Genomic DNA, 13,085 nt, shown 5'->3' with positions numbered 1-13,085 from the left:
CTGCTGGTAATTACTGGCATTACGCTAACCCTATTGCCCGTGTTGATGGGAGACGAAGATGAACGACATGATTCCGGATGGGCTGGGCGGCAAACGCCTGCTAAGATCAACCTGTTGAAGATCAGTCTGCTGGCCTTCACGGGCTTTCGGACTTATCACTTTCGACGACGACCACTGCCGTCTGACGCCTTCATCGTGGCGATCTTCGGCCTGGCCGCGATTGACTTGGGCGTTGTGCTGTAGGGTCGTGCTACAACTCATGGGGCGCTGAGCGCCGAGCAGGAAACGATTGCGGGCGGGATGATTATCCTTGACCTGATTGGCATGGCTTGCGCCTTCGCCGGTGACGTGCTCCTCATCCGCACGGATGTGGTTGCGCCGGTGTGGCTGCCGACGGTGGCGTTGTTCGGTGTGATCGGTGTGGTGATCGGGAATGTGGTTGGGGGCGTTGGGGTGTCGGTGTTTGACCCTGAGAAGCATCGCGCGCTTACCGCGGCGCGCGGCCTATGCGGAGGCGGCTGTTGGAGTTGAACATTGAACAAGAGAGGCGAAGACGTTGTTGGGTACGGCGCAGAGTCTGGCGGGCGAAGCTGGTGCCGGATGCGGCCGAGCATGTGCGTAACCAGGTGCGTGCGCAGTACTCGTTCGTGCGTCCGGTCAAGGGCGCTGACGGGGTCAACGGGGCGAGCCGCTGCCCCCTTTGGCACGATCCGCCGCCGCCAGCCCAAGGCGGTCAGCGCCAAGTCCACAGCGACGCGCCTCCCGGGTGAGCGGCCTTCGACAGGCTCAGGCCCCGTGCGGTGAGCCTGACTTCGGCGAGCTCAGACTTCGGCGAGCTCAGACTTCGGCGAGCTCAGTCGAGCCGTCGAGCCGTCGAGCCGTCGAACCGCAGTCGAGCCTTCGACAAGCTCAGGCCCCGTGCGGTGAGCCTGACTTCGGCGAGCTCAGTCGAGCCGTCGAACCGCAGTCGAGCCGTCCGAGCCGTCAGACCGCAGTCAGGCCTTCGACAGGCTCGGGCTCAGGCTGGCGCCAGGAGCGTTTCGGTCCGCGAACGGATGGCAAAGGCCGCTACTGGCAGTGGCGCCGCAAGGAAGAATCGTCAAAGCATCTATGTCGGTAAAATCAATGAGTAAAGAAGCCCGGCTTCTCCAAGAAGCCGGGTTTTTACGCGCCCCACACTTTACACAAACAGCCGTTTAGTGTAAATCATCATTTGACACTTTTATAGCATTTGTGTAACTCAGGATGTTTCCGCTCTCGTTTAAGGTGGATGATCCCCGGTCTCCGGTCTTCCATCTCCGCTACAGATCGCGCGCCCGAAAGCGGCGGATGGCAAACCAGAGCGCCGCGGCCAGGTAGAAACCGGCATAGACGATCATGGCCACGCTGGGCACGGAGTTGGAGGTGAAGGGCGAAAAGCCCAGCTCGCGCACCAGGGGCGTGGTCATCTCATTGGCCGCGCGTTTCCACAGCGCCTCGCTTGGAATCAACAGACTGGAAATGATGCCGACCTGCACCGCGGTCTGGTTGTGCGCAAAGGTGCCGAACTGCTCGACCCAGCCGCCGATAAAAGCCAGACTGTAGAGACCAAAGACCACCCCACCCGTCGCCAGCGTGCTTAGGATGCTGCTGCAAGCCAGGGTGACGCTCATCATGAGCAGGCTGTTGAAGTAGATCAGCGCCAAGGCCGGTCAAGACGTGCGGCGCCTGGATAGCCGGCCTGCGCCCATAGGCTGACGAAAACACCGCCCCCCATCAGCGTCAGGTAGAGCGTGAGCAGAATGACGAAACCGAGCCACTTGCCCAGCACTACCTCGCCGCGGCGCAGGGGCTTGGTGACAACGGCCTGGATCGTGCCCGTGCCGATCTCCCCGGCCAGGGTATCCGCGGCAATCAGCGCGGCCATGACGATGCCCAGGAAATTGACCGCGTACATGCCAGCCATGGAAATAAAGTTGAAGAACTCGTTGCGTGCCAGAGTTGGTCCCAGGCCACCGGAGGCGCGGATGTCGCGGTAGAGGAAGAAGAAGCCCAGGTTGTAAATCAGGAGAAAAGCCAGGCCCAACAGCCCGGCTGCCAGCACCATGCGCCGGCGCACGGCCTCACGCAGGGTCAGGCGAGCGATGATCTTCACAGGACGCAGCGCGGAGAAATCGACCTTTTGCGGGTGATTTACAACCCCCCGTCGGTGCCCACGATCTGGATGAACAGGTCTTCCAGCGACAGGCGCTGCGGCGTCATGGCGTACAGGGCCGCGCCCTGTTCCACCAGGTAGCGCGCAATCTGCGGCAGCGCCTGGTCATCGGCCACGGCCAGCGTCACCTGTTCGCCGTCCACGCGCACATCCTGTCCCCACGCGCTCAACCCTGCCGCCATGTCGTCTGTCAGACCGGCGGCGTGGATCGTCACGCTGGTTTCGCCCGTCACCAGGCCTTTCAGCGCGCTGACGCGCAGCACTTCGCCGTGCTTGATGAACGCGACGCGATCGCAGGTGATCTCGATCTCGCTCAGGAGGTGCGAATTGAGAAAAACGGTCGTTCCCTGGCGGCGTAGATCGCCGATGATGTCGCGCACCAGGCGCCGCCCCACCGGGTCCAGCCCGGAGGTGGGTTCATCCAGAAAGACCAGCGCCGGCTCGTTCAACAGCGCCTGCGCCAGCCCCACGCGCTGCAGCATGCCTTTGGAAAAGGTGCGCAGTTGTTTATCCCGGAAAGGCGTCAGGCCCACCCGTTCTAATAGATCAGCGCTGCGCCGGCGCCTGGTCTCTGCCGTCATGCCATACAGCTCACCGTGCAGGGTCATGAACTCCTGCGCGGTGAGCCAGTCGTGAAAACGGAAATGTTCCGGCAAAAAGCCGATCTTTGCCCGCGTCGGGCGGTCGCCCAACGGCGCACCGAGCAGCCAGGCCGCGCCGGCCGTGGGCGCCGCCAGCCCCAGGAGCATCTTGATGGAGGTGGTTTTGCCGGCGCCATTAGGCCCCAAAAAGCCAAAGACCTCGCCCTGCTCCACGGTCAGCGTAAGGCCCCGCACCGCCACATTGTCGCCAAAGACTTTGCGCAGCGCGTTGGTTTCAATGGCGTGAGTTGCTGTCATTCAGATGATCCTAATGCAGCTGCCCTGCGATGGCGACCAGGTCTGACTTGGGGTTGAACGTGGTCAGGTCATAGATCATGCCGTCACGCGTCCAGATGAGGGTCTGGCTCGGCAGGTCATTGTTGCCAGTACTGGCAATCAGATAGCCGGTGACGCCGTCTACAAACACTTGCTGGTAGTCAGCTTGGCCCACGGGGATAGGAATGACCAGGGTGGATGTCCAGTCAACCGTGCGGCTGAAGGCCTGCGCTTCGAGGGACTCAGTCCGGCCATTTGCAGCCCGGCCGCAGCCAACTCTTGCATATTCAGGTCGGGCGGCGTTGTCACCGTGGGGCTGGGTAATTGCGTCAGGATGAGGCAGGTGTCCATCTGTGACTGGCGCTCACGCGCGGTGCGGCAGGCGCCGTAACGGCTCACCACCGCCGTGGGAATGTCAATTGCAATCGGCGCGCCGTCCAGCGTCGCGGGCAGCTTGATGTCCGTGTGACCGGCGGCCTCCAGCAGGGCCTGGGCGCGCGCCCGGTTGATCGTCATCTCCACGGCCGGGCCACGCTCGATTGTCAGCGTCAGCGCGCCCGCGCCGGCATCCAGCACGCACCGGGAACCCGGCGGCCGTACTGGCCTCAGCGGCGGTGGCCACTTCCTGCGGTTGTCCGGCCTCGCGTGTCGTCTTGACCGATTCGGCAAACAACGCTTCGGCCTGCTGCGAGAGGGCGGCGTTATTGCTCAGCCCTTCGAGCGTGCTCATATCTACCGGCACCACGGCCACCTGCTGGACGCGGAAAATGCCCAGGAATTGACTGGCCAGGGTGCGCACTGGCGCCGCCGAAAGCGCCACAGCCAGTAAGACAATCAGCGCCAGGCTCACGCCCACCGGGCGATAGCGCCCGCTAAACAGAGAACGTAACATGGTTAGACTCCTTTGTAGTGTAAAACCGAAATGTTCCAGGCCGACAGACCTGGGGGAAGTGCGCTCGGCCTGCCAGCGCGCATAAACCAGGTGCGCCGGGCGCGGGGCCGCAGCGGCATCAGGTGCGAGCCGGCTCACGTGTTGGCCGACGCGCGCCGCGCGTGCCTCCAGCGTCTGCAGATGCGCCTGGCAATCCTCGCAGGTCGTCAGGTGCGCCGCGGTTTGGGCGTGTGCGGCGCTCGCCAATTCATGATCGAGATAGGATCGCAGCGTTGCTTCTGTCGGGTGCATGTCAATCTCCTCTTCTGTCCCATTTCCTCATCGTCTTGCCGTGACCGGTTCATAGTCCTCGTAGACTTGCTCAAAGGCGCGTTCGGCGCGCGCCAGCAGCGTGCCCACCGAACCAGGGGCGATCTCCAGCGCGGCTGCAATCTCTTTGTACGACAAACCGCTGTGCCGCAGCACCAGGATTTGCGCGTCGCGCGGCTTCATCTGGCCCAGCACGGCTTGCACCTGAGCGCGCGCATCGGCCAACTCGGCCGCCTGGGCTGGATCCATCGCGCCAGCAGTTCTGGATGCAGAGGCGGTTTCCGCGCCGTTTTCGTAGGAAATCGCCTCGTAATGCGACCGGCGCCGCGCTGAACGTAGTGCATTGAAGCCCAGGTTCATCGCCACCCGGTACAGCCAGCCGCCCAGGTGCTCGCCCGCACTGGCGGCCGCTGGCGCTGGCGCCTGTTCCCAAAGACGGGAGAACACCTCCAGCGCCAGGTCTTCCGCCTCGACCCGGTTGCCTACCAGCCGGAAAAGCAGGTGATAGACGCGTGCATAGTGCTGTTGGAACGAAGCCTCAAATGCTTTTTTCATCCGCCTGCGCGGCCGCTGCGCCGACGCTCGACTGTCGCCGAGCCTTACTCACCCTGGTTGCCTCGTGTGGAATGGGCATCCGCTTCACGATCATGGCTTGCCTTTTCACGCTCCGTTTATTATAACACCGATCAGCGTGAATTTGTGACAAGGGTAGAATCGCCCATGGCGCAGTAAGGTGGACGGCCATCGGCCCATCAGCGATAAAGTTATAGCTTGGCTTAATCCCTTTCTCATCTGGCCTTAAACCAAGCACACGACACTAAGCTCAAGGTTGCACGAGAAAAGCCGGAGTTAACGGGGCTTCGGTAAAAGTTCAAAGCTTCCTCCTTCCTTCCTCCCAAACGAACGACGAGAAACACCGGCTAGGGCGAGCCGGTGTTTTTCGTTTTTTGGTAATACGTTCGCACCCATCTTTGCCACGCGGTTTGCTTCCGATTCTCCTTGCCGTTATACTCTGCCTGCTCGCATGAATCTTTCTTGGTATCTATTCAGCCAGCCTGGGCGGGCGGTTGAAACCGCTGCAACAGCTACAAAGTCGGCCTTCGCCGACTACCGGTAGCCTCCGACGGGAGGCTTCGTAATCGTTGCAGCGACCTCGGTCGCCCGGAGGCTGAATAGCCTTTCTTGTACTTACACCATGAGGTGGCCCCGGACCCTAGGTTTCCACAATTTTCTTCCGCGCCAGGGGTTGAAGTGCCGGCGATTCTCAAGGCTTTCGAGGATCCGGAAACCAGCCGGGAGACCCTGGCCGCGCTGCTGGCCGCGCCAGCGCCCGCACGTAACCTTGCCCTGGTGCCGCCGCGCATCGTCGTCCATCCTCATTTGGTCATAGATGATCTGCTGACCGCGGCCGCGGTGGATGGGTCGTTGGCGGCCGCGCTGTTGACCAACGCCGGCGTGCTCCTGCGCCTGGTCGAGATTCATTAGGCCGGCGCGGCGACCCGTGAGGGCGCAGCAGGCTTTCGTCGCGGCCCTGGCGCCCATCATCATCAGCCATGACAGCCTGCTGCATTTGACCCTGCACCACTCGCCCGCTATCCGCTCGTTCACGCGGGATGTCGTGCGCTGGCATGTGCAGCAGCGCGGAGATCAGGAGGGGCTGCGCGTGGCGCTGCGCCATTCGGGCGATTATGGGGTGCTGGCGCCGGCGGATTACCTGGAGGGCGCGGCGCTTGAACTTACTGCGCTAGACGAACTGGAAGCCGTTGAAGAGACCGATGTGGAAAATGCCCCGCTCGTGGCTTTTCTTTCCAGCCGCACAAACCAGGTTTGGGTGGTGAACCGCGCGCAGCGCCTGGCGCAGACGGAGCGGGCGCAGGTGATGCTAGTGGATGGCTGGTGGCGCTTTCAGCAAGACGCCACGGTGCTGCGGATTCGGCGCGCGGGCGCGCAGGAGTCAATCGCCGCGCCGCCTGGCAGCTCCTGCGGTGGGCTTGGGCGGGGTCCGCCGGGCCTGAGCTTGTCGAGGGCCTTGCCGAAGTCCGCGCTGACCGTGAGCCTGCGTCTGGGTTTGCTGCGTTTGACCGAGCCGTGGGAGCTAGAGGACGAACGGTTTCCGCCTGCCGATCCTGACTGGCGCCAGGTGGCCGGCGAAGGCATTGGGGCGCTCATCAAGGCCGGCGCAGCCTGAGCCGATCGTCACGCCTCCTGGACGCGCCAAACCGGAGGTGGAGAGTCCCCGATCCTCCAATCGCCCGGCACAACCTAAGTATAGCACATGGTTTCAGTTTGTCAAGCTGTTTTGGTCTTGTCGACAAACGCGCGGCGCTTTGGCGCTCAGGGCGCTTCGGCTTCGTCAATGATCTGAATCTCGTGGGTGATCACGGCGGCCGCGCGCACGGTGGCGCCAACCGAACAGTAGCGCTCCTCGGACAAGGCCACGGCATCCTCAACCGCCTTGGCCTTCAAGCCGCGACCGCGCACCTGGTACACCACGTGGACCTTACGAAAGGTGAAGGGTGGGTCCGTCTCCTGCTCGCCGCTAATGCTGACTTCCAGACCGGTCACCGGCTGGCGTTTCTTTTGCAGGATGGAGATCACGTCCACGCTGGTGCAGCCGCCCAGCGCGACCAGGAGCAGGTCGGACGGTTTCATGCCGATGCCATTCTCGGCATCCTGCGTGGACATCACCACGGCGTGTTTGCTGCTGTCCACGCCGACGTACTGCTGCTTTTGCAGCCATGTCACCTGAACGGTGCTCATTGCTTGGGCCTTTCCTGCTTGCTGGGCGATTTCCGATGAAAACGCCCAGCAAGTTTGACAAGAATGATTTCAATAATACTATACCCTAGTATAGTAAATTTTGTTTCTTTGTCAAACCTGCGGGTCGGAAAGATACGATCAGGCGTTAGAGCCGTGTAAAATTTTCGCTTATCTTGACAAGCGCCTCATTTTGTGGCACAATTTCGCCGCTTCTCAGTAGCCCCACGGTCAATCTATGGCAGGGGCCGTTTCCCAAGGCGAAGTCACCCAAAAACACGGCATCGAGCCTACGCTCGCAGGCAAATCTGTCTTTCTTGCGATGTGAGTAGCCAATCAGACGCATCGCCGCCGCGGCGCTTTGAGGAAAATCGCCACAGTTTCTTTGTGAGTCCCACCGATTTCGCGCCGTTCGGCTGGCCCGTCGAGCCGCTTCGCTGTCAAGGAGGTGCTCAGGACCAGATAATCGTGTATACTTTCGCAAGACCGTTTTTGTTCAATCACCACAGGAGGATATTCCATGCGTTCTCGCCTAGCTGTTCTACTGATCGTCGCGTTGTTGTTGGTTACCCTGGCGCCAACCTTTGTCTTTGCCGACCAGGGCAATCCACCCGTCAAGGTTGATGGCCCCATTCCAGCCAAGAGCGTCAGCCTGCCGAGCGCTCCGGCGATTGCGCCCTACAGCGGTCCCCCGTTTGTGCTTTACGACCAGACCGATAATCCTGGCATCAACAGTGTTTCTTCCCAGGACTTCGAAGCCAGTTTCGACGCTTATGATAACCAGGCCGCCGACGACTTTGTGATCCCCGCCGGCGATGGATCCTGGAGCATCAACGAGGTTTACGCCCCCGGCGCCTACTACAACGGCACCGGCCCCGCCCCGGCCGTCAACGTCTTCTTCTACGACAACGCGGCCACCCTGCCCGGCACCCAGGTCTACAGCGCGCTCGGTCTCGTACCGAGCGACTCAGCTGGCATGTTCACCATCGCCCTCACCACCCCGGCTGTCCTCCCCTCCGGCACCTACTGGGTCTCGGTGCAGGCGCGCATGGACTTCACCGCTGGCGGCCAGTGGGGATGGACCGAGCGCACGGTACAGTCCAATAGCGCTTCCGCCTGGCGCAATCCCGGCGGCGGCTTTGGCACACCCTGCACAACCTGGGGCGCACGCGCGGCCACCTGCGCCGTCGGCACAGATCCTGACCTGCTCTTCCGCCTGAGCGGCACCACGGGCAGCGGCCCCACCCCAACCCCGACGCCGACCTCGCCGCCCACCGCGACGCCCACGCCCACCGCCACGCCGAATAACTGCACGGTGACGGAAGGCTTCGAGAGCGGCACCCTGGGCATCTTCACCGCCGATGGCACGCCGGCCTGGACCGCCGTTACCACGGGCGCCAACACCGGTACGTATTCGGCCTTTGCGCCTGATGGCAGCACCGTGACCGACACGCGCTTGCAGTTGACGAACCCCATCGCCATTCCAGGCGCAGCGACATCGGCCATTCTGACCTTCTACCATCGCGTGCGTACGGAAAGCACGTTCGACGGCGCTGTGCTGGAGATCAGCACCGACGGCGGCGCGACGTGGACTGACGCCGGCGCGAACATCACCTCGGGCGGCTACAACGGCACGATCAGTGTCAACTTCGGCAGTCCGCTCGCTGGCCGCCAGGCCTGGACAGGCAACATTCCGGCTGGCACCGGCTTTGTGCAGGTGACGGTTGATCTGCTGCCGTTCGCCGGCCAGAACATGTGGTTCCGCTACCGCCTCGGCACCGACAGTTCGGTGGCTGCGACCGGCGCCTGGGCGGATGACGTCAGCATTCACCTACAACCCGTGCGGTAAGCCCACCGGCGTCGAGCTGAGCAGCCTGAACAGCGGCGCCGCGGCGCCCACGATCAGCGGCTGGCTCATCGTGGCGCTGGCTCTTGTGCTGGCCACCGGTGCGACTGCTCTCCTGCGCCGCCGCAGCACCAACTAGACCCGTTTTCAGGTTTATCCAACCTGAAAACTCCTTAATCTCAAAAAACCGGGGTTCTTTGTCTGCGAACTCTGGTTTGTTCCGTCAAGCGTTCGCCTGAGACTTGGCGATTTTCTTCGTACGCCAGGCTCAGGAGCTGGTACAGTTCTCCTACTTTGCCTCACTTTCGGCGCCCTGGTCGCCAATCAACAAGACAACCGACTATCCCTTGTTTGGGACTTGATCCTTGCATCTTGATCTCCCTTTGTTCTCTGGGTCTCCGATCTCTGGTCCTTTCTGGCCCTGCTCCTGAGCGCTCTGGTCCCTGATCTCCGGTCTCTGATCTCTGGTCTCTGATCTCCCCCTTGGTTTTGCGATTTTCCGAGGTGATTTCATGTACTCTTCGCTGGCTGAGATGGTGGATGCCGCAGAGCAACAAGGCAAACCGTTGTATGACATTGTCATCACGGCTGAACTCAAGCAGAGTCGGCGCACCCGCGAGGAGATCTGGGAACGGATGCGCCAACGTTTGTTGGTGATGCGCCGCAGTGCCGAGATGGGCATCGCGCAGCCGGTGCGCTCGCTGAGCGGCATCAGCGGCGGCAGCGCCATAAGTTTTGGCGGTGGCTCGGGGCGGGCAACCAGCCGTTATGCGGCCCCATTCTCAGCCGCGCCGTGGCACATGCCATGGCCGTCAACGAGGTCAATGCGGGCATGGGGCATTGTGCCACGCCCACGGCCGGTTCGGCAGGCATTCTGCCTGGTGTGCTGCTGACCTTGCAAGCGGTGCGGGGCTTTAGCGACGATGACCTGGTGGCCGCGCTCTTCACCGCCAGCGGCATCGGCGCGGTCATCATTCACCGCGCGCACGTTTCTGGCGCGGCCGGCGGATGTCAGGCTGAGACGGGCAGCGCCGCGGCGATGGCCGCCGGGGCCGCCGTCGAGTTGTTGGGCGGCACGCCGCATCAATCTGCGCACGCCGTGGCTAGCGCCCTGAAGAACATGCTGGGGGTGGTGTGCGACCCGGTGGCCGGGTTGGTAGAGTGCCGTGCGTCAAGCGCAACGCGCGGCGCGGCCCAATGCTTTGTTGCCGTAGACCTGGCGTTGGCCGGGGTGGAAAGCGTCATTCCACCGGACGAAGTGATTGACGCGATGGCCGAGATTGGCCGCAACATGAATGAGCGCTACCGCGAGACCGCCCAGGGAGGCCTGGCTACCACGCCAACCGGCAAACGGCTGGCGAAGCTCGTCTGGAGCGAGAAGCAAAAGACGTAAAACGAGGCACGCTAAACAGGGAGAAAACTGGTGGGAAATGTATTTGCTGGGCCGGGAACACGTACGCGGCAGAGTTTTGATCGCAGCCTGAATGAATTGAGCGGTATTTTGCAGGCGATGGGCAACGATGTCGTGCAGGCTTTGAATCAGGCGCTGTTGGTGTGGCAAACGGACGATCTAAACCTGGCGCGCGAGGTGGTGAGCAGCGACTATCGCATCAACCAGGAACGGATGGAGTTGGAAGAACGCTGCACGCAGTTGATTGCCGTGCAAGCGCCGGTGGCGCGATCTGCGCCGAATTCTGGCCGCGCTGACCATCGCTTCGGAGTTGGAGCGCATGGGCGATCATGCCAAAAAGATTGCCAATATCCGTCTGAAATCACCGCAGGTAGCCCATCTGCCGATGGTTCCAGAAGTAGTGGCGATGGGGAAACCGGTGATCCACCTGCTCAGCCTGGCGCTGACCGCCTTTGCCTCGCTCGATGTGCAGGCCGTGCGCAACATCACCGCTGGAGAGGACGAGATTGACAACCGCTATCGGACGATCATGAACCTGCTGTACGCACATCATCGGTCATCCCGAAGAGGCCGCGGCGGTGATGAGCCTGCAACGGGTGGCGCACAAACTGGAGCGAATTGGCGATCGCGCCACCAATATCGCCGAGCAGGTGTTCTACGTGGCTAACGCCCGCGGCAACAGGTCGTAGATCACAATGTTGATGCCAATGCCCTATTCCCTGCGTCTGCGTTACAGACCCCCTGCTGTCCCTACCGCCGCAGGGTACGCTACGGTCTTCCCTATCTGGGTAGAGAAAGCGCAGAATATCCTGCGGCCCTGAATGGCATGTTGTTCTTACGGAGGGCAGGCCGGAGAACCCTCAACATGCCGGATATGGGCAACCTGGGGCGATACGACAACGGGCATCAACGTTACCCCGCGCCGCGCGGGGCCTCCTCACGCATATCGCGCAAATTCTGCCGGTGGTTTACCATCTTTCTCTCATTGTCTCTCACTTTGGCGTCCCCTGGGAGATTAGTATGCCTGATGCGACTGATGGATTAGCCCCACACTCAAGATCAGCAAAAGAGATTGTGGAGGCGCTGGAGCCTGGGGAAAGAGCGCGCTTTCCGCAACCACTCTCGCCCGATCTCTGCATATCCGTCAAATTCTGAGCAAACACGGCCGAGATGTGTCAGCGGCCATGAAGGCGCAGATCAATGAGAGTTTGCAGCGTTTGAACCGGGATCAACGCGGGCGCTGGCGCATATTTTTACAAAAGCGAGACCGTGCGTCGCGCCGCCGATGCCATGAAGACGGCGAGTCCAGCGTGTATCGTTATCGAACGATGGCGCTTAATCAACTGACCGAGGAATGGACGCAGCTTGAGGCGAAAGCGTACCGGCGTTATCGCAGCCTGATTGAAGAGCGGGCGCAATTGGGCGTCAGCCGTCTGTTTGGCGTGACTAGAACCGTTGGCCGCTTTGCGTGAGGCGTTGCTGGCCCCAAGCGATCCCTGGGTAATCGGGCTTGATGGGATTGGCGGCATCGGCAAGACCTCCCTGGCGCTGGCGGCCATTCTTGACCACGCTACGCTGACCCGCTTCGAAGATGTTCTCTGGGTCAGCGCACGCCAGTCGCAGTGGCACCCTGTGTATGGTATTGTCAATGCCGCTCACCCGGCGCTGACCTATGAGGGCTTTGTGAGCCGGGTGTTAGACCAGTTGATTGGGTCGCGCGCGGCCGCAGCCATGTCGCCACGCGACCAGGCCGCGCACATGCGTGTGCTATTGCAAGAGAAGCCGATCCTGGTGGTGGTGGATAACCTGGAGACGGCGACTGATCAAGAGGCATTGCTCCCAAGCCTGGCGAGCCTGGCGAATCCCGCCAAGTTCTTGCTCACCAGCCGCTACAGTCTGCGCGAGGCTGGCGCGGTTTACACCTTCAGCCTGGATGAACTGCCGCTGACCGATGCGTTGGATTTACTGCGTTATGAACTGCAAAACCGTAATCTCTTGACGTTGGCCGCGGCGTCGGACGTCGAATTGGCTCAGACGCATGATGTCACGGGCGGCAATCCCCTGGCAATCAAACTGGTCGCCGGGCAGTTGAGCGCCTTTCCTTTGTCGCGCGTTCTGGATGATTTACGCCAGGCGCGAGGAACGAAAGTTGATAAATTCTACCGCTATATTTATTGGCAAGCCTGGAAGCAGTTGGACGAAGATGCGCGCAATGTGCTTTTAGTCATGCCGTTGGTGGCGGAAGAAGGGGGCGGCCTGCACCAGATTGAGGCCGTCAGTCAACTGCCATCTGCGCAGGTCACGGACGCGCTGCAGCAGCTCATCCGCTTAAGCTTGGTCAATGTTCGCCGCGCCGGTCGCCCCGATTCCGTGGTCGCGGCGCGATTCCAGCCGCTACAGTATTCATCGCCTCACAGAGTCCTTTTTGCTGGAAGAAGTCAGGTGGCAAGCGGAAGGGCGGCCGAGGAGAATTGAACGCACAATGCGCGTGCAGCATCCGCCCATCCGCGCACAATAAGGTCATCGGCGGGATGGGTGAAACCTGGAAAATATCCACAGAGAAAGAATTAGAAAAAGTATAAAAAAAAAAATTGCTATGGAGCACGACAAAAAAATTGCTCTTGTCGCGCATGACAACAAAAAGGGCGACCTGATCGAATGGGCGCTGTATAACCGCACCCTGCTTGCCCATCACGAAGTTTATGCCACCGGCACGACCGGCGAGTATTGGAAAGGCGCTCGGCTTTGAGATCAAGCGG

General features: G+C 61.4%; 20 protein-coding genes. 12 read left to right on the top strand and 8 right to left on the bottom strand.

The genetic code is table 11. From position 1 onward, the window contains the following. A partial coding sequence (locus IPF85_RS25485; RefSeq protein WP_343410860.1) for a hypothetical protein occupies positions 1 to 243 on the top strand: 243 nt, incomplete at its 5' end. A 57-nt stretch (positions 244 to 300) separates the two neighbouring features. After that, positions 301 to 531, top strand: coding sequence for a hypothetical protein (locus tag IPF85_RS25480; protein WP_343410859.1), 231 nt, complete (start codon positions 301 to 303; stop codon positions 529 to 531). A 770-nt stretch (positions 532 to 1,301) separates the two neighbouring features. Here the strand turns inward: IPF85_RS25480 and IPF85_RS25475 are convergent. The 7 genes from IPF85_RS25475 to IPF85_RS25445 are packed head-to-tail and all read right to left on the bottom strand — an operon-like array spanning position 1,302 to position 4,867. Beyond that, positions 1,302 to 1,685: a hypothetical protein gene (locus IPF85_RS25475; RefSeq protein ID WP_343410858.1), complete on the bottom strand. Its 384-nt coding sequence runs from the start codon at positions 1,683 to 1,685 to the stop codon at positions 1,302 to 1,304. Beyond that, entirely contained in the window at positions 1,676 to 2,134 is a 459-nt protein-coding gene (locus IPF85_RS25470; protein ID WP_343410857.1) for an ABC transporter permease, read from the bottom strand. The genes IPF85_RS25475 and IPF85_RS25470 overlap by 10 nt, the downstream gene beginning before the upstream one ends. A 38-nt stretch (positions 2,135 to 2,172) precedes the next feature. After that, on the bottom strand, positions 2,173 to 3,093 hold the full coding sequence (locus IPF85_RS25465) for an ABC transporter ATP-binding protein (protein WP_343410856.1): 921 nt from the start codon (positions 3,091 to 3,093) through the stop codon (positions 2,173 to 2,175). Between the two features lie 10 nt (positions 3,094 to 3,103). Next, complete coding sequence (locus IPF85_RS25460; RefSeq protein WP_343410855.1) at positions 3,104 to 3,262, bottom strand: hypothetical protein; 159 nt, start codon at positions 3,260 to 3,262, stop codon at positions 3,104 to 3,106. After that, the gene (locus IPF85_RS25455) at positions 3,253 to 3,627 is read right to left on the bottom strand and encodes a hypothetical protein (RefSeq protein WP_343410854.1); all 375 of its coding nucleotides are present in this window, start codon (positions 3,625 to 3,627) and stop codon (positions 3,253 to 3,255) included. Before IPF85_RS25455 ends, IPF85_RS25460 begins: the two co-directional genes overlap by 10 nt. Next, positions 3,527 to 4,294, bottom strand: coding sequence for a hypothetical protein (locus IPF85_RS25450; protein ID WP_343410853.1), 768 nt, complete (start codon positions 4,292 to 4,294; stop codon positions 3,527 to 3,529). Before IPF85_RS25450 ends, IPF85_RS25455 begins: the two co-directional genes overlap by 101 nt. Before the next feature lie 27 nt (positions 4,295 to 4,321). Further along, entirely contained in the window at positions 4,322 to 4,867 is a 546-nt protein-coding gene (locus IPF85_RS25445) for a sigma-70 family RNA polymerase sigma factor (protein ID WP_343410852.1), read from the bottom strand. A 696-nt stretch (positions 4,868 to 5,563) separates the two neighbouring features. Here IPF85_RS25445 and IPF85_RS25440 point away from each other — a divergent pair. Both IPF85_RS25440 and IPF85_RS25435 read left to right on the top strand, forming a co-directional pair. Continuing rightward, a complete protein-coding gene (locus IPF85_RS25440) occupies positions 5,564 to 5,797 on the top strand; it encodes a hypothetical protein (protein WP_343410851.1) in 234 nt (77 codons plus the stop codon). 16 nt (positions 5,798 to 5,813) lie between these two features. Then, a complete protein-coding gene (locus IPF85_RS25435; protein WP_343410850.1) occupies positions 5,814 to 6,500 on the top strand; it encodes a hypothetical protein in 687 nt (228 codons plus the stop codon). 146 nt (positions 6,501 to 6,646) lie between these two features. On the opposite strand, the gene IPF85_RS25430 is transcribed toward IPF85_RS25435, so the two are convergent. Beyond that, positions 6,647 to 7,072, bottom strand: coding sequence for an OsmC family protein (locus IPF85_RS25430; protein ID WP_343410849.1), 426 nt, complete (start codon positions 7,070 to 7,072; stop codon positions 6,647 to 6,649). Positions 7,073 to 7,589: 517 nt separating this feature from the next. On the opposite strand from IPF85_RS25430, the gene IPF85_RS25425 reads away from it, so the two are divergent. The 8 genes from IPF85_RS25425 to IPF85_RS25390 all read left to right on the top strand — a co-directional run bounded on the left by IPF85_RS25425 (position 7,590) and on the right by IPF85_RS25390 (position 13,075). Next, positions 7,590 to 8,918 carry a hypothetical protein gene (locus IPF85_RS25425; RefSeq protein ID WP_343410848.1) on the top strand — a complete coding sequence of 443 codons (1,329 nt, stop codon included), beginning with the start codon at positions 7,590 to 7,592 and terminating at the stop codon, positions 8,916 to 8,918. Then, the gene (locus tag IPF85_RS25420) at positions 8,884 to 9,054 is read left to right on the top strand and encodes a hypothetical protein (RefSeq protein WP_343410847.1); all 171 of its coding nucleotides are present in this window, start codon (positions 8,884 to 8,886) and stop codon (positions 9,052 to 9,054) included. Before IPF85_RS25425 ends, IPF85_RS25420 begins: the two co-directional genes overlap by 35 nt. A gap of 373 nt (positions 9,055 to 9,427) precedes the next feature. Next, the gene (locus IPF85_RS25415; protein ID WP_343410846.1) at positions 9,428 to 9,808 is read left to right on the top strand and encodes a hypothetical protein; all 381 of its coding nucleotides are present in this window, start codon (positions 9,428 to 9,430) and stop codon (positions 9,806 to 9,808) included. After that, the gene (locus tag IPF85_RS25410; RefSeq protein WP_343410845.1) at positions 9,721 to 10,308 is read left to right on the top strand and encodes an L-serine ammonia-lyase, iron-sulfur-dependent, subunit alpha; all 588 of its coding nucleotides are present in this window, start codon (positions 9,721 to 9,723) and stop codon (positions 10,306 to 10,308) included. Before IPF85_RS25415 ends, IPF85_RS25410 begins: the two co-directional genes overlap by 88 nt. 262 nt (positions 10,309 to 10,570) lie before the next feature. Beyond that, a complete protein-coding gene (locus IPF85_RS25405) occupies positions 10,571 to 10,993 on the top strand; it encodes a PhoU domain-containing protein (RefSeq protein ID WP_343410844.1) in 423 nt (140 codons plus the stop codon). Between the two features lie 517 nt (positions 10,994 to 11,510). Beyond that, positions 11,511 to 11,798: a hypothetical protein gene (locus IPF85_RS25400; RefSeq protein ID WP_343410843.1), complete on the top strand. Its 288-nt coding sequence runs from the start codon at positions 11,511 to 11,513 to the stop codon at positions 11,796 to 11,798. Continuing rightward, entirely contained in the window at positions 11,782 to 12,801 is a 1,020-nt protein-coding gene (locus IPF85_RS25395) for an NB-ARC domain-containing protein (RefSeq protein WP_343410842.1), read from the top strand. Before IPF85_RS25400 ends, IPF85_RS25395 begins: the two co-directional genes overlap by 17 nt. A gap of 121 nt (positions 12,802 to 12,922) precedes the next feature. Then, the gene (locus tag IPF85_RS25390; RefSeq protein ID WP_343410841.1) at positions 12,923 to 13,075 is read left to right on the top strand and encodes a hypothetical protein; all 153 of its coding nucleotides are present in this window, start codon (positions 12,923 to 12,925) and stop codon (positions 13,073 to 13,075) included. Positions 13,076 to 13,085: the final 10 nt, after the last annotated feature.

Source organism: Candidatus Amarolinea dominans (assembly GCF_016704685.1).
GTDB classification, from domain to species: Bacteria; Chloroflexota; Anaerolineae; order SSC4; family Amarolineaceae; genus Amarolinea; species Amarolinea dominans.
The sequence above is the reverse complement of the archived record's forward strand: the minus strand, read 5'-3'. Positions and strand labels throughout refer to the sequence as shown.

Bases quoted from the DNA above. Each gene is read 5' to 3' on its own strand.
- IPF85_RS25430 (WP_343410849.1), bottom strand. From the start codon at position 7,072: ATGAGCACCGTTCAGGTGACATGGCTGCAAAAGCAGCAGTACGTCGGC.
- IPF85_RS25400 (WP_343410843.1), top strand. From the start codon at position 11,511: ATGAAGGCGCAGATCAATGAGAGTTTGCAGCGTTTGAACCGGGATCAA.
- IPF85_RS25455 (WP_343410854.1), bottom strand. From the start codon at position 3,627: ATGACGATCAACCGGGCGCGCGCCCAGGCCCTGCTGGAGGCCGCCGGT.
- IPF85_RS25390 (WP_343410841.1), top strand. From the start codon at position 12,923: ATGGAGCACGACAAAAAAATTGCTCTTGTCGCGCATGACAACAAAAAG.
- IPF85_RS25425 (WP_343410848.1), top strand. From the start codon at position 7,590: ATGCGTTCTCGCCTAGCTGTTCTACTGATCGTCGCGTTGTTGTTGGTT.
- IPF85_RS25450 (WP_343410853.1), bottom strand. From the start codon at position 4,294: ATGCACCCGACAGAAGCAACGCTGCGATCCTATCTCGATCATGAATTG.
- IPF85_RS25420 (WP_343410847.1), top strand. From the start codon at position 8,884: ATGACGTCAGCATTCACCTACAACCCGTGCGGTAAGCCCACCGGCGTC.
- IPF85_RS25415 (WP_343410846.1), top strand. From the start codon at position 9,428: ATGTACTCTTCGCTGGCTGAGATGGTGGATGCCGCAGAGCAACAAGGC.
- IPF85_RS25480 (WP_343410859.1), top strand. From the start codon at position 301: ATGATTATCCTTGACCTGATTGGCATGGCTTGCGCCTTCGCCGGTGAC.
- IPF85_RS25410 (WP_343410845.1), top strand. From the start codon at position 9,721: ATGGCCGTCAACGAGGTCAATGCGGGCATGGGGCATTGTGCCACGCCC.
- IPF85_RS25445 (WP_343410852.1), bottom strand. From the start codon at position 4,867: ATGAAAAAAGCATTTGAGGCTTCGTTCCAACAGCACTATGCACGCGTC.
- IPF85_RS25465 (WP_343410856.1), bottom strand. From the start codon at position 3,093: ATGACAGCAACTCACGCCATTGAAACCAACGCGCTGCGCAAAGTCTTT.